Origin of the sequence: Nakamurella lactea DSM 19367 (genome assembly GCF_000426645.1) — a bacterium.
Taxonomy (GTDB): domain Bacteria; phylum Actinomycetota; class Actinomycetes; order Mycobacteriales; family Nakamurellaceae; genus Nakamurella; species Nakamurella lactea.
In genome coordinates, this window is the sequence record NZ_AUFT01000001.1 from 539,355 (window position 1) to 559,263 (window position 19,909).

General features: G+C 68.9%; 18 protein-coding genes and 1 tRNA gene. 6 read left to right on the forward strand and 13 right to left on the reverse strand.

Going from position 1 to position 19,909, the window contains the following annotated elements:
- Positions 1–24: 24 nt before the first annotated feature.
- Complete coding sequence (locus K340_RS0102685) at positions 25–375, forward strand: TadE family protein (RefSeq protein WP_029135563.1); 351 nt, start codon at positions 25–27, stop codon at positions 373–375.
- Positions 372–905: a hypothetical protein gene (locus K340_RS0102690; protein ID WP_051264863.1), complete on the forward strand. Its 534-nt coding sequence runs from the start codon at positions 372–374 to the stop codon at positions 903–905. The genes K340_RS0102685 and K340_RS0102690 overlap by 4 nt, the downstream gene beginning before the upstream one ends.
- Before the next feature lie 35 nt (positions 906–940).
- Here K340_RS0102690 and K340_RS0102695 read toward each other — a convergent pair whose 3' ends face one another.
- Positions 941–1,849 (reverse strand): ribokinase, encoded by a 909-nt coding sequence (locus K340_RS0102695; RefSeq protein ID WP_029135565.1) that lies wholly within the window; start codon positions 1,847–1,849, stop codon positions 941–943.
- Between the two features lie 107 nt (positions 1,850–1,956).
- Here K340_RS0102695 and prfB point away from each other — a divergent pair, with 107 nt between their 5' ends.
- A complete protein-coding gene (prfB, locus tag K340_RS0102700) occupies positions 1,957–3,057 on the forward strand; it encodes a peptide chain release factor 2 (protein ID WP_029135566.1) in 1,101 nt (366 codons plus the stop codon).
- A gap of 92 nt (positions 3,058–3,149) precedes the next feature.
- Here the strand turns inward: prfB and K340_RS0102705 are convergent, their stop codons facing one another.
- The 8 genes from K340_RS0102705 to K340_RS0102740 all read right to left on the reverse strand — a co-directional run bounded on the left by K340_RS0102705 (position 3,150) and on the right by K340_RS0102740 (position 10,904).
- On the reverse strand, positions 3,150–4,064 hold the full coding sequence (locus K340_RS0102705) for a BadF/BadG/BcrA/BcrD ATPase family protein (protein ID WP_029135567.1): 915 nt from the start codon (positions 4,062–4,064) through the stop codon (positions 3,150–3,152).
- An 18-nt stretch (positions 4,065–4,082) separates the two neighbouring features.
- Positions 4,083–4,970 carry a carbohydrate ABC transporter permease gene (locus K340_RS0102710; protein WP_051264865.1) on the reverse strand — a complete coding sequence of 296 codons (888 nt, stop codon included), beginning with the start codon at positions 4,968–4,970 and terminating at the stop codon, positions 4,083–4,085.
- The gene (locus K340_RS0102715; RefSeq protein WP_029135569.1) at positions 4,967–5,866 is read right to left on the reverse strand and encodes a carbohydrate ABC transporter permease; all 900 of its coding nucleotides are present in this window, start codon (positions 5,864–5,866) and stop codon (positions 4,967–4,969) included. The genes K340_RS0102710 and K340_RS0102715 overlap by 4 nt, the downstream gene beginning before the upstream one ends.
- A 48-nt stretch (positions 5,867–5,914) precedes the next feature.
- Positions 5,915–7,258, reverse strand: a complete 1,344-nt coding sequence (locus K340_RS0102720; RefSeq protein ID WP_029135570.1) for an extracellular solute-binding protein — start codon at positions 7,256–7,258, stop codon at positions 5,915–5,917.
- Positions 7,255–8,295, reverse strand: a complete 1,041-nt coding sequence (locus K340_RS27040; RefSeq protein ID WP_084613941.1) for an N-acetylmuramic acid 6-phosphate etherase — start codon at positions 8,293–8,295, stop codon at positions 7,255–7,257. The genes K340_RS0102720 and K340_RS27040 overlap by 4 nt, the downstream gene beginning before the upstream one ends.
- A gap of 96 nt (positions 8,296–8,391) precedes the next feature.
- Positions 8,392–9,294: a MurR/RpiR family transcriptional regulator gene (locus tag K340_RS0102730; RefSeq protein ID WP_029135571.1), complete on the reverse strand. Its 903-nt coding sequence runs from the start codon at positions 9,292–9,294 to the stop codon at positions 8,392–8,394.
- 34 nt (positions 9,295–9,328) lie between these two features.
- Positions 9,329–9,817: a YbaK/EbsC family protein gene (locus K340_RS0102735; RefSeq protein ID WP_029135572.1), complete on the reverse strand. Its 489-nt coding sequence runs from the start codon at positions 9,815–9,817 to the stop codon at positions 9,329–9,331.
- 1 nt (position 9,818) lies between these two features.
- Positions 9,819–10,904, reverse strand: coding sequence for a glycoside hydrolase family 172 protein (locus tag K340_RS0102740; protein ID WP_029135573.1), 1,086 nt, complete (start codon positions 10,902–10,904; stop codon positions 9,819–9,821).
- Between the two features lie 132 nt (positions 10,905–11,036).
- On the opposite strand from K340_RS0102740, the gene K340_RS27045 reads away from it, so the two are divergent.
- Complete coding sequence (locus K340_RS27045) at positions 11,037–12,464, forward strand: chloride channel protein (RefSeq protein ID WP_084613996.1); 1,428 nt, start codon at positions 11,037–11,039, stop codon at positions 12,462–12,464.
- A gap of 160 nt (positions 12,465–12,624) precedes the next feature.
- The gene (locus K340_RS0102750; protein ID WP_161632042.1) at positions 12,625–13,011 is read left to right on the forward strand and encodes a potassium channel family protein; all 387 of its coding nucleotides are present in this window, start codon (positions 12,625–12,627) and stop codon (positions 13,009–13,011) included.
- 21 nt (positions 13,012–13,032) lie between these two features.
- On the opposite strand, the gene K340_RS0102755 is transcribed toward K340_RS0102750, so the two are convergent.
- The 3 genes from K340_RS0102755 to K340_RS27050 form a co-directional block, all read right to left on the reverse strand.
- Positions 13,033–14,577: an ATP-binding protein gene (locus tag K340_RS0102755; RefSeq protein WP_051264867.1), complete on the reverse strand. Its 1,545-nt coding sequence runs from the start codon at positions 14,575–14,577 to the stop codon at positions 13,033–13,035.
- A 259-nt stretch (positions 14,578–14,836) separates the two neighbouring features.
- Positions 14,837–14,910 (reverse strand) — tRNA-Met (locus tag K340_RS0102760).
- A gap of 154 nt (positions 14,911–15,064) precedes the next feature.
- Positions 15,065–18,055 carry a UPF0182 family membrane protein gene (locus tag K340_RS27050; protein ID WP_084613942.1) on the reverse strand — a complete coding sequence of 997 codons (2,991 nt, stop codon included), beginning with the start codon at positions 18,053–18,055 and terminating at the stop codon, positions 15,065–15,067.
- Positions 18,056–18,178: 123 nt separating this feature from the next.
- Here K340_RS27050 and K340_RS0102770 point away from each other — a divergent pair, with 123 nt between their 5' ends.
- Complete coding sequence (locus tag K340_RS0102770) at positions 18,179–18,799, forward strand: PPA1309 family protein (RefSeq protein WP_084613943.1); 621 nt, start codon at positions 18,179–18,181, stop codon at positions 18,797–18,799.
- A gap of 37 nt (positions 18,800–18,836) precedes the next feature.
- On the opposite strand, the gene K340_RS0102775 is transcribed toward K340_RS0102770, so the two are convergent.
- Entirely contained in the window at positions 18,837–19,907 is a 1,071-nt protein-coding gene (locus K340_RS0102775) for a YlbL family protein (protein ID WP_029135577.1), read from the reverse strand.
- Positions 19,908–19,909: the final 2 nt, after the last annotated feature.

Here is a 19,909-nt window from a genome sequence, read left to right on the forward strand (position 1 = left end):
ACCGGGTCCGATCGCGGGTCGTCGGTGGCGGAGTTCGCCATGGTCACGGTGCTGTTGATGATGCTCTTCCTGGCCCTGGTCTCGCTGGGGCTGTGGGTGTATTCGCGCACCATCCTGACCTCGGCCGCGGCCGACGCCGCGCGGTACGTCGCCAACGCCGACATCCGGCCAGACCAGGCAGCCGCGAAGGTTGCCGAACTACTCGGCGACGGTGTTGTCGGTTCGACGTCGAACTCGTTGGTGTGCACCAATTCCGCCGAAGGCCGCCTGGTCGGCGTGACCTGCACGATGAAGGCGCCGGGGATCGTTTCGCTGCTCGACGGGGTGCTGCCCGACATCACCGGGAGCGGGCACAGCGCCCGGGAACTGCCGTGACGGCGGTGGCCGCCCGGGCCCGCCCGGACCAGGTCGGCGACCAGGATGACGTCCGCGGCACCGACCGGGCTGATGGCACGGCCACTGGCCGGGATGACGGGCGGGCCACCATCGAGGTGATCTTCCTGGCCGTGCTGCTGTTGATCCCCACCGTCTACATCCTGATCGCCGTGGTCCGCGTTCAGGCCGCCACCTTCGCTGTGACCCAGGCTGCCAGGGACGCCGGCCGGCTGTTGGACACCGCGCCCACCATCGACATCGGCCTGTCCCAGGCACGCGAGGCGGCCGCGATCGCGCTCGCCGATCAGCGTGTCCCCGGCGACGCGGTGACCATCACGTTCGTCGATCCCGGCGGCTCCTGCGCCGACGGTGTCCAGACACCGCCGCCGCTGGCGGCGGGCGCGTCGGTCGACATCTGCGTCACCACGGTGATCTCGCTGCCCGGCGTACCAACGGTGCTCACCGGCTCCGGCAATACGGTGACGGGCGTCTACACCCTGCATGTCGGCGAATTCCGGGAAGGCCCCTGAGGAACCCGCCCGGTTGGCTCGATGGCGCTGTGGCGTCAGCCGTCGATCTCGGCCCGCCGCGGCATGCCTTCGGCGGCGCCCTGACGAGAGGCCGCCAGCGATGCCGCCTTCACCGCCACCGCCGCCGCATCGGCCCGCGTCATCCCCTCGGCCAGGGCAGCGGCGAACACCCCGCAGAAGCAGTCGCCGGCGCCGGTGGTGTCGATCGCGTCGACCTTCGGCGCCGGGAACTCGGTCACATCAACCCCGTCCACCAGCAGCGCACCCGCGGCGCCGCGGGTGACGATCACCGCCGCCGGCCCGTCGATCGTGCGGACCGCCGCCACGATCGCGTCGGCGTCGGCCACCTCCCGGGCACCGGACAGCCCGGCGATCATCGCCAGCTCGACCTCGTTCACCACCAGCACCGCGGTGGCCGCCAGCAGCTCGGCCGGCAGCGCCCGCGCGGGCGCCGCATTCAGCACGGTGATCCCGGACGCTGCGTCGAACGCCGCCTGCACCGCCGGCAGCGGGATCTCCAACTGCGCCAGCAGCACCGCGGCCGCCGCCACCACGTCGTCGCCCGCGGTCACATCGACCGGCGACACCTGCAGATTCGCCCCCGAGCTGACGATGATCCGGTTCTCCCCCGACGGCTCCAGGATGATCAGGGCCAGCCCGGTGGCCGCGTCGTCGCTGGTCCCGAGCAGCGCGCCGTCGATGCCCTCGTCGGCGAACGCGGCACGGATCTTGCCGCCGCCGGCATCGTCGCCGAGCCGGCCGATCATCGCCACGTCGGCGCCGAACCTGGCCGCGGCGATGGCCTGGTTGGACCCCTTGCCGCCGAGGCCCCAGTCGTGCGGGCCGCCGAGCACCGTCTCCCCCGCGGCCGGCACCGACGGCGTCCGCACCCGTAGGTCCTCATTGAGGCTGCCGACTACCACGACCCGTCCGGAATTCGTCATCCGGCACGTCTATCACACCCCGACACCACCGCCCGGCGCCGGTTCACCGGCTCGGGTGGGCGGCGGTGTGGTCGGCGGCCCCGCCCGACCCGGTAGCCTGGGCTGTTGTGAATCCCGACGTCGCCACCCAGATCGAAGAACTGTCTGCCACGATGACCAGCATCGAGAAGGTCATCGATGTCGATGCGCTTCAGGCCTCCATCGACGACCTGTCCGAGCAGGCCAGCAAGCCCGATCTGTGGAGCGACCAGGAGAAGGCACAGCAGGTCACCTCGGCGCTGTCCCACGCCCAGGCCGAGATCAAGAGGATGCGGGAGCTGCGACAGCGGATCGACGACCTCGAGGTGCATTTCGAGCTGGCCGACGAGGATCCCAGCTCACTGCCCGAGGCCGAGGCCGAACTGGCGTCGGTGAACGCCGCGGTCGAGGCCCTTGAGGTCCGCACGCTGTTGTCCGGCGAGTACGACCAGCGCGAGGCGCTCGTCACCATCCGCTCGGAGGCCGGCGGGGTGGACGCCGCCGACTTCGCCGAGATGCTGCTGCGGATGTACACCCGCTGGGCCGAGCGGCACGGGTACCCGCTGGAGGTCTACGACACCTCGTACGCGGAAGAGGCCGGCCTGAAGTCCGCGACCTTCCAGGTGAAGGTGCCCTACGCCTACGGCACCCTGTCGGTGGAACAGGGCACCCACCGGCTGGTCCGGATCTCCCCGTTCGACAACCAGGGTCGACGGCAGACCTCGTTCGCCGGTGTCGAGGTGGTCCCGGTGGTCGAGACCTCCGATCACGTCGAGATCGAGGACAAGGACATCCGGGTGGACGTCTACCGCTCCTCCGGCCCCGGCGGGCAGGGCGTGAACACCACCGACTCGGCGGTCCGGATCACCCACCTGCCGACCGGCATCGTGGTGTCCTGCCAGAACGAGCGGTCGCAGATCCAGAACCGGGCGTCGGCGATGGCCGTGCTGCAGGCGAAGCTGCTGGTCCGCCGCCGCGAGGAGGAGAAGGCGACGATGGACGCGCTCAAGGACGGCGGCAACTCCTGGGGCAACCAGATGCGTTCCTACGTGCTGCACCCGTACCAGATGGTCAAGGATCTGCGCACCGAGTACGAGGTGGGAAACCCGAGCGCGGTGTTCGACGGCGACATCGACGGGTTCATCGAGGCCGGGATCCGCTGGCGCCGGTCGGCCGAACTCGCTTCCTGAGCGAAGACAGCTCAACTGCGACCAGTCCACCCATCCGGCGCCGGTCGGCCGATATCGAGCCACTGGCCGCATCCAGGATGAATCGCGCAGGGTCAGCCGACCAGCAGGAACGGCGGCCGGGCCGGCAGCGGGTCGTGCAGCATCCGCTCGGCGAGCAGCAGTCCGCCGGCCAGTGCGTCGCCGGCCGGCCCGTTGACCGCACGCCCGGCACCGGCCACCGCATCCAGAAAGGCGCTGAGCACCACCTCGGCGCCGAACACGCCGCCGGTGTAGCTCAGCGGCGCGTCCGTCGGCAGCCCGGTCGCGGCGGTCAGCAACGAGTCCGCCAGCTCGGCCCCGGCATCCCGGCAGATCCGCAACGCCTCCGGATCGGTCGCGGCCGCCGCCGTGACGGTCGGGGCGAACCCGGCGAGCAGCTCGGTGGCATCCTTTCTGGACATCACCTGCTGTGGCCAGCGCTCCTGCGGCCCGAAGTGTTGCAGCGCAGCAGATCCCATCGGAAGATCGGCTAGCGCGGCGCCATTGTCGCAGGCCCGGACGACGGATTGCAGACCGCGCAGCCCGATGGCGGCGGCCGACCCTCTGTCGCCGAGCACGAAGCCCCAGCCATCGACCCGACGGTAACGGCGATTGAAGTCGCTACCGAAGGCGATCGCCCCGGCGCCGGCCGCCACCACCGCCCCCGGCCGCACCGATCCGATGGCACCGACCAGCGCGGTGACCGCGTCGATGCACACCACGGTGCGCCGGGCGTCGAGGTCCAGCAGTTGCCGCAGCACCTCATCCGGGCTGGCCAGGCTCATGATCCCGCGGGCGCCGAAGACCAGCACGTCGACCGGGGTGTCCGGCAACCCGGCAGCGGTCGCGGCCACCAGCGACGTCACGTCCAGCCCGCCGGCGCCGATCCGAGCCCCTTGATCGGTACGCACCGGCCCGGTCACGCCATCGACCGACAGCACCGACCGCATCCCGGAGCCACCGACGTCCACCGCAGCCAGCACCGTCATGGGCCTATTGTTCACCGTTCACTTGCTCATGCCCGCGGTCAGGCCGGCCACGATCTGCCTGGTGGCCAACAGGAACAGCACGATCAGCGGAATGGTGGTGATCACCAGGCCGGCGAAGATCGCGGAGTAGTTCGCCGAGTTCTCGGCGAAGAACTTCGTCAGCCCTACCGGCAACGGGTATTTCGTTTCGTCCCGCAACAACACCAGCGGGAACAGGAAGTCGTTCCAGATCGGCACGAACCGGAACACCGCGACCGTCACCACCGCGGGCCGGACCAGCGGCAGCATGATCCGCACGAACGTCTGCCAGGCGTTCGCCCCGTCCAGGGCCGCCGCCTCCTCCAGTTCGGCCGGCACCTGCCGGAAGAAAGTGGCGATCACGAAGATGGAGAAGGGCACACCGGAGGCGCCGTACAGCAGGATCAGCCCGAGCCGGCTGTCGATCAGTCCGAGCGCGTCGAACAGGTAGAAGATCGGCAGGATGGCCAGATGGATCGGCATCATCAGGCCGGACAGGAACAATGCCTCGATCCCGCGGAACCAGCGCGACTTCACCCGGGCCAACGCATACGAGGCCATGGTGGCGACCGTGGTCGACACCAGCACCGCCCCGAAGGTGATGATCAGCGAATTGACGAAGTACCGCGCCATGCTGCCGTCGGTCCAGGCCACCCGATAGCTCTGCCCGTTGGGCGGCCAGGGCGCACCCAACGGGTCGGTGACCAGCTCGGCATTCGTCCGGAAGGAGTTGGTGACCATCAGCACCAGCGGCAGCAGCGCCAGGATCGCGTAGGTCCACAGCGCGACACTTCCGATGGTGCCGCCGACCGGTTTGGTCACCGACCGGTGGCGCTGCGGTCGCACGGGCGGCGGCGACGGGCGGGTCCGGATCTCGGTGGCGCTCATGCGGTGATCTTCTGTTCGTGCCGGCGCAGTACCGAGGTGGCGGCCAGCGCACCGCCGAAGATGACGATGAACAGCAACGTGGCCAGGGCTGACGAGACCCCGATCGCGTTCGGGTCACCGGAGTCGAAGGCCGTGCGGTAGAACAACAACGACATGAAGTCGGTGGCTCCGGCCGGGTTCCCGATCGATCCGCCGATCGCGTACGGCAAGGCGAACGCCTCCATCGCGAAGATGAACGTGAGCACGCTGACCGTGCCGATGGCCGGCACCAGCAGCGGGAAGGTGATCCGCCGGAAGGTGTCCCAGTGCCCGGCGCCGTCCACCCGCGCCGCCTCCGACAGCTCCTCGGGGATGCCGCCGAGCGCGGCGCCGTAGAGCAGCACCGGGAACCCGATCCACTGCCACACGCTGATCGCGATCACCACCCAGATCGCCAGGTCGGGGTCGCCGAGCCAGGGCAGGGCCAGCGACTCCAATCCGATCTTGCCCAGCAGGGTGTTGACCGGCCCAAAGTTCGGCGACAGCAGCAGCGTCCACAGGTAGCCGATGACGATCGGGCTCACCAGGTACGGGATGGCGTACAGGGTCTGCAGCGCCCGTCGGGTCCGGTTCCGGCGGTACAGCAGGAACGCGATGCCGAGTCCGACGGTGTTCTGGATCAACATGGTCCCGGCGAAGAACAGCACGTTGTGCAGCAGGGCGCGCGGAACCTGGGTGGTGAAAGGCGGTTTGGTGAACAGCGTGACGAAGTTGTCCAGCCCGACGAAGCCGCCGCGAGCGGTGCCGCCCCAACTGAAGAACGAATACGAGAACGCCGTCAGCATCGGGTACAGCAGGAACATCCCGAACAGCAGCAGGGCCGGCGCGACGAACAGCAGCCCGGTGCTACGTCGCATGCCGTCCCTGCCCGGCAGGAACGTCCCGGCCGACCCGCAGGGCCTGGCTCACGAACCCGGCTTGAACCATGCGGCCAGACCGTCCTGCAGATCCTTGGCCACGGCGGCCGAATCCTTGTCGCCGAGCAGCAATTGCTGGATCCCGGTGCCGAGCAGGTCGGTACCACTGGGCGTGCCGTAGCGGAAATCGGTGAGCAGCAGGTAGGGCGTCGGCGAGTTCTTGTAGTTGTCGGCCATCTGCTGCAGCAACGGATCCGAGTAGGTGACGCCCGGTACCGCCGACAGCTGCTTGACCTCGTCGACCACCTGCTGTCCGAAGTCCTTGGTGGCCATCCACTTCAGCAGTTCCAGTCCCGCCTCGGAGTTCTTCGACTTGGTGGACAGGCCGAAGGCGCCGTCGGCGTACCCTGGGGTTACCGGTGTGTCGGACGGCGATCCGTCCGGCGCCGGCACCTGAAAGACGCCCATCTTCAGGTCGGGGTTCTGGTTGCTGAAGAAGCCGAGTTCGAACGAACCACCGGGGAACATCGCGGCACCGCCGTTGGTGAACAGCGACTGGGCGTCGGTGTATGCCACACCGGTCACGTTCTTCCCGAACGCGTCCTTGAGGCCGTTCACCACGTCCAACGAGGCGACGAAGTCCTTGTCGGTGAACGTCTTGCTGCCGTCCAGCACCGCCGTCTCGAAGGCGGTGCCACCGAATCTCGGGGTGGCCAGCACCTGGTGCACGATCGGCAACGTCCAGCCGTCCTTGGCACCCACCGCTATCGGCGTCACGCCCTTCGCTGCCAGCTTCGAGATGTCGTCGGTGAACTCGGCCCAGGTGGTCGGCGGCGCCTCGATCCCCGCGCTGCTGAAAAGGTCTTTGTTGTAGAACATCTGCAGCGTCTGCACGGCCAGCGGGACGGAGTAGAGCTTGCCGTCCTTCTTGCCTTCGGCGCTCTTGATCACGTTCTCGTCCCAGCCGGTCAGATCCACCTTGCCGTCCAGCGGCACCAGCGATCCCGACTCGATGGTCGGCTGCAACTGACCGTACGAGCGGACCTGCGCGATGTCCGGGCCGTCCGAACCGGCCAGCCCGGTGGCCAGAATGGTGTTGTACTCCGTGCTCTTGAACGTCTTGACGGTGATCTTCACGCCGGGATGCGACGCCGTGTAGGTGGCGAAGATCTTCTCGTACGCCTTCTGATCCTCCACCCGCCATGACCAGATGGTCAGATCGCCACTGGCACCGCCGGCGGCCGAACTCGCATCGCCACCGCCGGCGGCCGAACTCGCGTCCCCGCCGGCGGCCGCCGAACTCGTGGTGTCGGAACTGCTGGCCGGCGAGCAGGCCGCGGCCAGCACGGCCGCGAGGCCGGTGACGGCCAGGAACTTCCGGTTGCGGTTCATCGCTTCTCCTCGGTGTTGTCCGTCATCTCGGGATCGTCCGTCGTTCTGGAGCCGTTCGTCGTGCCGGGCTCGTTCGTCGTGCCGGTGTCGTACGCCGGGTCGGGTCCGGACTCCGGCGGCCGCAGGGGGGCGGCCCCGTTGGCCCCGGCCATGGCGGCCGCCACCGACCCGTCGCACTGCTCCAACAGCTCGCGGGCCCGGTCGCCTTCGATGCCGGCCAGCAGACCGAGCAGCGCGGGCTTCAATTCGCCGTCGGCGGCGGACAGGGCGGCCCTGGCGACGTGGTCCGGCGCGCCGGTGGCCTGCACCAGGATCCGCACCACCCGGCCGCGGAGCTTCGCGTTGGTCGCCCGCATGTCGACCATCAGGTTCGACCAGGTCCGGCCCCGCCGGATCATCACCGCCGTGGAGAACGCGTTGAGCACCATCTTCTGTGCGGTGCCCGCCTTGAGCCTGGTGGAGCCGGTGATCACCTCGGGTCCGGTGTCCACCGCGATCAGGTATTCGGCCAGCGCGGCCAGCTCCGCGGACGGGTTGGAGGTGACCAGCGCGGTGAGCGCACCCACCTCTCCGGCGACGGTGAGCGCGGCGCCGACGAACGGAGTGCGGCCGGAGGCGGTGAGGCCGATCGCCACATCGTTCGCGGTCAGCTCCGCCGCCGCTTCCCGGCCGAGCTCGACACTGTCCTCGACGTTCTCGGCCGCGGTGACCAGCGCGCTCGGGCCACCGGCATGGTGGGCGATCACCAGACCGGGCGGAATGTTGAAGGTCGGCAACAACTCCGCGGCGTCCAATACGGCGAGTCGGCCGGAGGTGCCGGCCCCGAAGTAGTGCACCCGGCCACCCCGGTGCATCCGTTCGACGGTGGCGTCGACCAGCTCGGCGATCCGCGGCAGGGTGGCAGCCACCGCCTCGGCGACCTTCGCGTCCTCGGCATTGATCAGTTGCAGCACACCGAGCGTCGAGCGGGTGTCGATGTCCTCGGAGTCCGCGAGGCGGTCCTCGGTGGGCGAGTCCACGTCGACTTCGTCTGGCATTCGTCAGACGTTAGTTTCCTCCGCAGCGTAGGTCAACGACGTTAACCATTTACGTCGGTGTGTCGCCGGTGACACCGCCGGTCCCGGCGCCGGTGGTCAGCCGGTCAGGTGATGGCCGGCGACCGACCGACGGGTCTGGGCGACCGCATCGGTGACTCGTTCCAGGTCGCGTTGCGCCACCGCGATGTACAGGCAGTCGACCACGGTGAGCGCGGCGATCCGGCTGGCGGTCGCCCCCGAGCGCAGCGGCGTCTCCCGGGCGGCGGTGGTGAGGGTGATGTCCGCCCGCGCCGCCAGCCGCGACATCGGGAAATTGGTGATGGCGATCGTGGTGGCACCGCAAGCGGCGGCCTGTTCGATCACCTCGACGGTTTCCGCAGTGGTGCCCGAGTGCGAGATGGCGATCGACACGTCGCCGGCCCGCAACAGCGCCGCCCCGGTCAGCGCGATGTGCGGATCCGCCGTGCAGGAGGTGAAAACCCCGATCCGGTGTAGCTTCTGCTGCAGGTCGCTGCCGACCGTGTAGCTGGCCGCGATGCCGAAGATCTCCACCCGACCGGCCGCCGCCACGGCCTCGGCGGCCCTGGTCAGGCTCCCCCGATCCAGTTGCTGAGCGGTGTCCTCGACCGCGCTGGCATCGGCGAACGAGACCTTGGCGATGATGTCGTCGATCGTGTCGTCGCCGCTGATGTCGGTGGTCGGCGCCGACCGCATCCGCTGCTGGGCCGATTCCTCGGCCAGCGCCAACCGCAGCGCCGGGTAACCGGTGAGCCCGAGTCGACGGCAGAACCGGAGCACGGTTGTCTCCGACGTGCTCGCCGCAGCGGCCAGCTCGGTGATGGTGAGCCCGGCGGCGGCCCTGGCGTCGGCCAGCACCTGCTCGGCCACCCGGTCCTCGGCCGGCGAGAGCGTCGGTCTCAATCCGCGCAGCCGGATCAGCAGAGGTGCGCCGTTCGGGGCGGCGGGCTGGGCAGGATCGGCGTGATCGGCGCGTGCCATGAACACACCGTAGCGACCTCGGTCGGCCGAACGGCTATTCGACGTCCATCACGGTCGCGTCGGTCAGTCGCCGAAGCTCGTCGAAGGTGGTGCGGAACACCGCGTCGGGATGCCCCGCGGCGGCCCAGATCACCTGGTACCGGGCCAGCCAGGCGTCAAGGTAAGCGGGAATCGGGGCCGGATGACCGACCGGCGACACTCCGCCGATCACCTGACCGGTGCTCCGCCGCACCAGTTCGGGCGTCGCCCGGCCGAGGGCGCCGACCCCGATCGCGGCGGCCACCTTCGCGGTGTCGACCCGATGGGCACCGGAGGTGAGGATCAGCACCGCGGCGCCGTCGGCGTCGAACACCAGCGAGTTCGCGATCGCGCCGACCTCGCAGTCGAGGGCGGCGGCGGCCGCCGCCGCGGTCTTCACCGGTGCGTCGAAAACCCGGATGACGTCGCTGACGCCGCCGGCCGCCAGCGCGGCCCGGACGCCGGCGATGGACGGGTGCTCCGCTGCTTCCTCGGACCGTGTCATCTCAGCCGACCGGGTCCATCGGCGCGCCGCCGACTTCCAGATAGTCGTTGTCGGGCAACGCCGGCAGGGTCGCCGCCGGGGCATCGAGATAGAAGTACGCGACCGAGGCGATGTCGTCCGTCAGCGGCCGGTAGCGGTGGCCGGACTTCCAGCCGAGCGCCTGGATCTCCACTCGCAGGTCCTGCTGGAAGTGGATCGGATCGGCGATGTGCCAGCGATACATGCCGAACCGCTGCTGGCTGACGTACAACCCGTCCGGTTTGAGCACCTGGTGCAGGCCGAGGTACGGCGTCGAGAACTCGGTGTAGCCCTGCCCGGGCACGTCGAAGTTCCAGGCACCGCCGAAATAGTCCTCGGTGCCGGTGCCGCAGATGGTCGGGAAATCCTGGTCGCCGTCGGTGTAGAACTTGATCTCGCCCTCGCCCCACCAGCCGGGGTTGTTGACGCCCCAGGCGAGGTAGGTCCCGACATATTTGCCGTGTCCGGTCACGCGGTCGACGATCGGATGACATTCCCGATAGGGCAACGGGTTGCTGCGGTGGAACTGGGTGTGCAGGTAGCCCAGTCCCGAGGCGTCGCCGCCGGTCTCGTAGGTGATCTGGTAATAGACGACGACGGTCTGCGCCGACCGGTTCTCCAGCGTCAGCCGCGCACCCGAGGTGAACGGCATCGGCCAGTAAGAGTTGAAGCCGCCGTTGGGGTTGGCCGCGATCATCGACGAGCTGAGCTGCCCGAAGGTCCCCCAGCCGTTGCCGAAAAAGTCGCCGTAGGGCACCTCGATCGCCGGTGTCTGAGCGCCGTCCCAGTAGGCGCGCAGGATCAGCGAACGCCAGTTGTCCCGGTGGGTGGTGAGCCAGAGGTGGGTGATGATGCCGGCGCCGTCGATGTTCGCCAGGTCGTAGCTCGCCCCCGGCTCGATCTCCACGCTCGGCGAGACCTTCCAGCCCCGGCCCAGCTCCGCCGCGCAGTCCTTGCCGGTGCCCTCGGTGGCCCTGCCGCCGCCGCCCTTGGCGCCGTCGAAATTCTCCGGGCTGATCGACCAGGTCTTCGCCGTCGACAGCCGCGCGACATCGCTCAACGGACCCATGTTCGCTCGCTCATTGAGAACTCCTTCGACGTGACTCGGTCCGGAACCGTCGGGCTGACGGAACCCTAACAGGAGCAATCGATTACCCCTCTGATGACCGGCGGCGGCCGCCGACTCGTCGCGTCACCCGCGATGGGTGAGCCATCCGGCGGACCGGTGGCCGATGCTGGTTCCCACCGGATTCCCAGCTGGGGAGGTTCACGTGAGACTGTCCACTACCTCGCGCTGTTCGCGTCCGTGAACTCGGCCGGGGAGGGCGACCGCGTCGACCTGCACAGCCGCGGCTACCTGCGCTTGCTGCTCGTCACCGCCCTGCTCGGCGTTCCGCTCTCCCTGATCGCGTTCGGGTTCCTGGTGGCCGTGCACCAGCTGGAGCACGTGGTCTGGCAGACGGTGCCCCACGCACTCGGCTTCGCCGAGCCTCCGGCCTGGTGGCCGATCCTGACCATCGGCATCGCCGGCGCCCTGGTGGCGCTGGCCGTCACCCACCTGCCCGGCCGGGGCGGTCACGCCCCGGTGGAGGGCCTCGGCGCCGGTGCCATGCCACCGATCGAACTACCCGGCGTGCTGTTGGCCGCTGCCGCCAGCCTGGTGGGCGGAGCGGTGGTGGGACCGGAGGCGCCGCTCATCGCGTTGGGCAGCGGACTGGCCCTGCTGGCCGTCCGTGGTAGCCGCACGGCCAGGAACGGCACCACCGCGACCATCATTGCCGCGGCCGGCTCGGCGGCCGCGATCTCGGCCATCTTCGGCAATCCGCTGGTCGCCGCGGTGATCTTCCTCGAGGTGCTCGGTCTCGGTCGCCGTCAGCTGATGCTGGTCGTCCTGCCCTGCCTGCTGTCCAGTGGAGTCGGCGCGCTGCTGTTCACCGGGATGGGCCGCTGGACGGGTCTGGAGATCGGCGCGCTCACCATCGGCGAACTCGAGCCGAGCCGGCTGCAGGCCATCGACGTCGTGCTGGCGATTCCGTTGGCCGCCGTGGTCGCGCTGGCCACCTGGTGCGCCCAGGTCGCCGGACGTCGGACCGCTCGGTTGGCCGCCTCCCACCCGTTGCCGGTCACGGTGGTCGCGGGCGGCATCGCCGGCGTCAGCGCCTGCGTGTACGCGGTGATCACCGGGCATTCGCCGATGGAGGTGGCGCTGTCGGGTCAGGCCACGCTCCCCACCCTCGCGACCGACCCAGGGGCCTGGACCACCGGCGCCCTGGTGGCACTGCTGCTGTGCAAGGGAGTGGCGTATGCAGTCTGTCTCGGTACCTTCCGCGGCGGTCCGGTGTTCCCCGCCGTCTTCCTCGGAGCTGCCCTTGGCGTCCTCGCCGAGATCATTGTCCCTGGGATGACGCCACTCTCGGCGTTGGCCGTCGGCCTGGCCGCCGGGGCCGCGACGACCGGCCTGCCGGTGACGAGCGTGATCATGGTCGTGCTGCTGCTCGGCGACGCCGCCGCCGGCCAGATGCCGGTGGTGATCCTGGGCGTCGTCACGGCCATGGTGGCGCTGGAATTCCTCCCGAGTACGCAGCACACCGATTGGCGAACCGATAGCCACGCGGAGGTCCCGACATGAGTCGGGTGAACCCACCGTTCATCGGTGGGCGACCGGCGGGCACGAGACTCCTTGGCGCGCAATGAGTATCGGGAGTACTGCCTGGTCGCGGCCGGTCGCGAGCTTCGCCGGACTGCTGGTCGCCTATTACGCCTTCCCGGTCGACTGGAGTGGATCTCCGGTGCTGATCGCGATCAGCCTGGCGCTGACGGCGATCGGGCTCGCCGTCCTCAGCTGGATGATGGTGATCGAGCTCCGGCGTCTGCACGCCGGCCAGGAAGGCCGGGCCACCGGCGTCCTCATCCTGATGCTCGGGGTCCTGATCATGGTGTTCGCCATGAGCTTCTACCTCCTCGAGCGACTCGCGCCCGCGCAGTTCAGCGGGCTGGTCACCCGGACCGACGCGCTCTATTTCACCCTGACCACCATGACGACGGTCGGCTTCGGCGACGTGCACGCCCAGGGCCAGCTCGCCCGGGTGCTCGTCTGCGGCCTGATCGTCTTCAATGTGGTGGTGATCGCCGCCCTCGTGCGCGCCCTCACCAGCCGGCGCACGCCGACGCCCTGAGTTGCTGCTGCGCCTGGTCCGTTACTGCGGCGTGCCCTGGTGCCGCCGCGGTTCGGCCCAGCTGACCGGGATGTCCGCCCCTCCCTCTTGGGACACGCGCGCGCCCATCTGGACGTAGGCGGCGCCCGCCGGGAAGATCCGGCCGCTCACCAGCGCCTGCCCCATCGCGAACGTCGTCGCGCCCGCCATCATGCCCGGTGGGACGACCGAGAACAGCCGGTTCAGCTCGGCGAGGTCGGAGGCCGCGTTCATCCTCATCAGCAGCAGGTTGTCGCACTGGGACACGACATTCTCGTGGACCTTGCCGGGCCGCTGGGTGGAGACGAGCAGGTAGAGCCCGTACTTGCGGCCCTCCGCCGCGATCTGCACCGCCCGCTCGGTGGAGACCTTCGAGAGCGGCTCGACCGGGTCGGCGGAACAGATGTTGTGCGCCTCGTCGATGACGACCAGCACCGGCTCGCGGGCGTGACGTCGCTTCCACAGCGCGGCCAGGACGGCGTCCGCGACCAGGCGCTGCTCCTCCATCGTGGGAAGTGAGCCGAGGTCGACCACCGTGCACCGGGAGGTGGGTGCCGCAATCTCCTGCAGGATCGATGGCTCGTCCTGACTCCACACCGACCAGTCGAGGACACCCAGATTTCTGGCCCGCATGCCCAACTGCCGCAGGCCGATCGATGGGGACTCGAGCAGCTCGGACAGACTGGTGAACAACGGCCGGCCGGCCCCGCGGGCGGCGAGCAGCTCGGCGAGCGCCGAGTACTGCTCGAGGTCGACGACGGGGTCCAGCCCGAGGACGGCCGCCTGGGTGCGCGGGTCGAGCTCATCGAACCGCAGCCGCAACTGCCGGTCGGCGAATTCCGCCCCCCACACCGTTACCTGGTCGCCCACCTCCTGGTAGCGCCCCGCCAGCTCCGGATCAGCGCCGACGCGCAGCCGACCGATCCCCCGGTAGTCGGAGTTGGGGTCGAGGATCACCACCGGCAGGGTGGTATCGGCCAGTACCCGTTCGAGCAGCAGCCCGAGCGAGTAGGTCTTGCCCGAGCCCGATTGACCGCACATGAACGTGTGGCGATTGAATCCACCGCTCTCCAGGTCGGCCGGTACCCCGGGGACCAGCATCAGCTCTCCGACCGTCAGTGCTGCCCTGGTCGGCCGGCTGCCGGCGAGCCACGCCCGTACCTCATCGGGCCGGGCCGGCCTGATCCGGGCGTCGTGGAACGGTGCTCCCCGGTCGGCCAGCACGCCGCTGCCAACGGCCAGTCGCAGCATCATGCTGGTGCTCGACCCCGGCGCGCTCTGGATCTCGGCGCTGATCGAATGGTTCGTCAGGTCGGTGACCTGCCCCAACCGCGGCGAGTCGGCCGCCTCCAGCACGACGTACCCGCCACATCGGAGCTCGAGGCCGTGCAGCGAGGCCTGGAACTCGAAGGTGCGGCCGTCCACCGACGTCGCCAGCGGGAGCGTCTCGCGCTCGATGCCCTCCCGCACCTCTCGGTAGCGGGACAACTGCTTCGCCATCCAACCGACGGTATCGTCGCCGTCCGCGGCAGCCGCCTGCGTTGCCATCTCAGCGTCCTCCCTGTCCTGCCGCGGCGTCGCGGACCATGGGCCGTGGCGCCAACGGTAACCCCGACTCTCAGCCGTGACGAGAGTTCTTCGGGACCAGCTCGAACGTTTTGGGGTGGGCGCCCCGCGCTCGATCGCGGGGCCGCGGCAACGGCGGTGACAACAAGGCCGACGACGGGCTGACGGCGTGGATCCGGCACGCGGGCCGATGAACCAGTCAGGCCCGGAATCCGCAGATTCCGGGCCTGACTTTTTCTTGTAGCGGGGACAGGATTCGAACCTGCGACCTCTGGGTTATGAGCCCAGCGAGCTACCGAGCTGCTCCACCCCGCGTTGGTAACACCACCCTATCAACCATCCGGCGCCCGACCAAATTCCCGGCGCCGGGGCCGCCGCTCCCCGCTGCAGGTAGCGCAAACCTGTCCGGGTAGCGCGATTCTCACCGCGCGTCCCGGCAGCGTTGCGCTACCTGCCAACGGGTTCTGGGTCAGCCGCCGGCCGGCGTGGTGGGGGCGGCACTGCCGGTACCGGTACTGCCGTTGCCGGGCGCCGTTGATGTACCGGTGGACGATCCGGCTGCCGGTTTGGCCACCTTGATGTAGGCCTCGACTGCCTGCTCCAGCTTCTTGTTGGCAGCGCCGATCTTCTCCAGGTCACCGGACTTCTTCGCCTCGTCCAGCTGCTGCAGGGCGGCGTTCATGGCTGCCACCAACGCAGCCTCGTCCGGCGGCAGCACCACAACGGTCGAGCCGCCCGTCGGCGTGCTGGACGAGGTGTCGGCCCCACTGGAGGTGACGATGGCTGCCGAGCCGGTCGCCCCTGGGTCGGCGCCACCGCCGGCACCGGGTTGGATCTCCACCTTCTGCTTCTTGGCCGCGTCCAGCAGCGCGTCGGCCAGCGTCGCCCCGCGACCCACCCGGTTGGAGAACCACACCAGCACCTGACCCAACTGCGGGTACGAACTGGTCGAGACACCGCGCAGGTACAGCGGTTCGACGTAGAGCAGACCGTTGTCGATGGGCAACGTCAGCAGGTTGCCGTACTCCACCTTGGCCTTGCCGCCCTGGATCCGGGTGGCCACCCAGTTCGCGATGTCCTGGTCCGCATTGAACAACTGCTGCACCAGTTTCGGACCCGGTGTCTGAGTCGACGTCGGGAACTCGAGCACCGTCAGTTTCCCGTACTCCTTCGGGTCACCGTTGGCGGTCACGTAGGCCGCCATGAAGTCACGTTCGAACCCGGTGAGGGCGCTGGTCAGCTCGAATCTGGAATCCGTCTGGCCCGGCAGGGTGACCTGCAGGTAGTACGGCGGCTGGGCCGCCGTCACACTCTGTTCGGTCGGATCGTCCGGTTCCTTCCAGAAGTTCGACGCCCGGAAGAAGGTCGCCCCGTCGTTGACGTGGTACTTGGTCAACAGCGACCGCTGTACCTCGAACAGGTCCTGTGGATAGCGGAAGTGTGACCGCAACTCCGGGGTGATCTGGTCGCCCGGCGTGATGACGCCCGGGAACACCGACGACCAGGCCTTGAGCACCGGGTCGTTGTCGTCGACCTGGTACAGCTTCACCGAACCGTCGTAGGCGTCGACCACGGCCTTCACCGAGTTGCGGATGTAGCCGACCTCGGTCGGGTCCTGCGCCTGGGTGGCGCCGCGGGCCGACAGCGAGTTGGTGGTCGCCTCGGCCAGCGACATCTGTTGCGAGTACGGATAATTGGCCGCCGTGGTGTAGGCGTCGACGATCCAGACGATCTTCTTGTCGACCACTGCCGGGTACGGCTTGGTGTCCACCGTCAGGAACGGCGCCGCCTTCTCCACCCGGTCCCGGACCTCGCGGTTGTACATCACCTTGCTGGCGCCGTTGATCTGCGACGAGAACAGGAAGTTCGCCTCGCCGTAGTACGTGGCGAAGACCAGCCGCTGGAACAGGTTCGACACCGGCACGCCACCGGTGCCCTGGTAGGTGTAGCGATCGGCACCGGTGTCGTACTCCTGCGCCGCCTCGCCGGCCGCAGCCCCCACGATCGCGTAGTTGTTGGTCAGCTCGCCGTAGTAGATCCGCGGCTGGTCGACCGGGATGTCGCCCTTGTTCGACAGGTCGGAGACGGTGAAGTCTGGATAGCCGTCGATCACCGTGTTCGCCGGCGCGGCGACGAAACCGTTGCCGTGGGTGAACACCATGTGCTGGTTGATCCAGTCGCGCTGGTTGTCGGCCAGCTTGTCGATGTTGATCTCCCGGGCGGCGACCACGTAGTCCTGGACCTTGTTGTCGACCGTGTACCTGTCCACTGACAGCTGGTCGGGGAAGCCGTAGAAGTTCTCCAGCTGCTGCCGCTGGGTGAAGGTGTCCGACAGCAGGTTCGGGTCCAGCAGCCGGGCGTTCGGAATGGTCTCCTTGTCCTTGGCCAGCGCCGCCGGGTCGCCGTCGGTCTTCTCCTTGTAGTCGACGTACGTCACCTTGTCGGAGGTCAGCCCGTAGGCGGCCTGAGTCGCTTCGATATTGCGCGTGATGTACGGCGGCTCCTTGGTCAGCCCGTTCGGCTTGACCACCACCTGCTGCAGGACCAGCGGCCAGACGCCGCCGATCAGCACGCTGGAGAGCACCAGCAGGGCCAGCGCGATGGCCGGCAGCTTCACCGAACGCAGGATGGCGCCGACGATGAAACCGACCGCGCAGATCCCCGCGATCACCATCAGGATGATCTTCGCCGGTAGCACCGCATTGACGTCGGTGTAGGAGGCGCCGGTGAAGCTGCCGCCCCGATCCGAGAACAACAGGCTGTACCGGTCGAACCAGTACTGCACCGCCTTGATCAGCACGAAGACGCCGATCAGCAGCGACAGCTGCAGGGTGGCCGCCGAGGTCACCTTCCGGCCCGCACCCTGCAGTCGGATGCCGCCGTAGATGTACTGGACCAGCAGCACCGCCACGAAGCACAGCGCGGTGATGACGAACGCCCAGCCGAGCACCAGCTGGATCATCGGCAGCCGGAAGACGTAGAAGCCGACATCGTGCCCGAACTGCGGATCGGTCTGCCCGAAGTCGCCACCGTTGAGGAACAACTGCACGGTGGCCCACTGGCCCTGGGCGGACAGGCCGCAGATGATGCCGACCACCGCGGCGATGCCGATCGCGAACAGCCGCGGACGGGTCGAGATGATCGTCCGGTACGGCGCCAACGGGTCGTTGCTGTCGCCGGTCGGCACGAAGACCGGACGGGACCGATAGGCGAACAACATCGCCAACAGCAGCAGGCCGCCGGCCAGCACACCGACGATCAGGAACATCAGGATCCGGCTGATCGCCTGGGTGGTGAACACCTCGCGGAAGCCGACCTCGCCGTACCACAGGAAGTCGACGTAGATGCCGACGAACTGGAACCACAGAATGGCCAGCACTGCCAACGACACCACGGCGATCAAGACCCGCTTGGCTCGCTTGGACATCGTCGGGATACCGATACCGGGCCGCATGCCCACGCCGCTGACTCCTCAATTCGACAGTCCCCGGGTTCCCGGGCACACCGAGGCACGCATCTGCGCCCTCGGTTGACCAACTGTAGAGGGCCTGGATTGGTTCCCGGCCCGTGCAAGGATCGGCGGGTGAGTTCCTCCCCCGAGATCCCGCCCGATGCCGGTGGTGACACCGGTGGCCCTGTCGTTGACCCGGCGATCGACCAGGCGACCTCGACCCGCTTGCCCGATTGGTGGGAGGACAACGACCTGGCGGCGGCCGTCGCCGAGGCCGAGCAGTTCGCCGGCGAGGCCGGCTGGGACGCCCCACCCCGGTTGTTCGCGCTGGTCGTCACCGACGAACTGCGGGCCGCGCAACCGGACCTGACCGCCCACCTGGCCGACAACGGCCACTACACCCCGATCGCGCAGGACGCGCTACCGGCGGGCGATCTGGAACAGGCATTGGCCGGCATCGAATGGCCGGCTTCCGTCGCGGGTTGCGTCCTGGTGCAGGAGATCCTGGTGGTGCCGCCCGAGGTGGCCGATGAACTGGCTGACGATCCGGCGGCCGCGACCCGCGCCGCCGCTCACCCGGCCCGCACCGAGGCCCGGCTGACGGCCGGCGTCATCCGCGGGGTTCCCGGTGGCGCCTGCCTGCTCCGGGTGCGGCCGCCATCCTCATCGGCGCCCGAGGCGGCGTCCGTGCCCCTGCGCGGGGCCGACCTGGCCCCTGGCCTGATCGCCGCCCTGCAGGCGACCTTCCACTAGTGGGTGCACCGGGCATCGGGTGCCGGCGGTCACCGCGTCAGCAGCCGGCCGGGGTCTTGCCGTTCTTGAGATCCGTCATCGCCGCCATCGCATCGTCGAGGGTGGACACCTTCACCAGCTCGAGTCCGCTCGGCACCCTGGTGAGCGCCTCCTGACAGTTCGGCGCCGGCACCAGGAACACCGTCGCGCCGGCATCCCTGGCGGTGATCAGTTTCTGCACGATGCCGCCGATCGCCCCCACCGCAGGCGATTTGGAGGCATCGGCGTACGGCTGGATCTCGCCGGTGCCGGCGATGAAGTGCCCACTGGTCAGTTCGCCCGGCGTCAGTTTGTCGATGATGCCGAGGGTGAACATCAGGCCGGCCGACGGCCCGCCGATCCGGTCGAGGGTGATGTTCACCTGGAATGGCGCCGACGGCCGTTGCTGCGGCTCGATGCCCAGGCCCTTGGTCTTGTCCTGCGGGTTTTCGCCGAGGGTGATGGTCTCGGTCAGCTTCTTGCCGTCGCGGTCGACCACCAGCTCGACAGCGTCACCGGGTTTGGTGCCGGCCATCACCGTCAGCAGGCCTTTCAGGTCGTTGACGGCGGTGCCGTTGACCGACAGGATCCGGTCCTGCGGCTCGAGTTTCCCGGCGCTCGGGGAGTTGTCGATGACGTTGCCCACGTACAGCACCTGGGGGTAGCCGAGATAGGTGAGGGCGGAGATCTCGGCCGCCGACTGGGACTCCGCGAACATCTGGGCGTTCTCCTTGTTCACCTGCTCGACGGACTTGTTCGGCGGGAACTGGTCCTCCCGCGGAATCAGCGCGTAGCTGCCCTTGCCCCAGAGGCCGAGGGCGGCGAACAGCGGCAGCCGGTCGGTGATCGAGATCGCCGTCATGTTCAGGTGTCCGGACGGCTTCTCGTCGACCGACGCCGGGATGTCGTCGCCGGTGAAGGAGATCATCTCGGTCCCGTTGACCGAGCCGAGCGTGTCGAAGGTGACTCCCGGTCCTTCCGCGACGTAGGGCACCGGGATGGCCGCGCCCACCGCGATCAACGCCAGCGTCAGCACACTGCCCACCAGCAGGACGCGGCCGCGCACGGACATTCGGGTGAACCAATCCATCC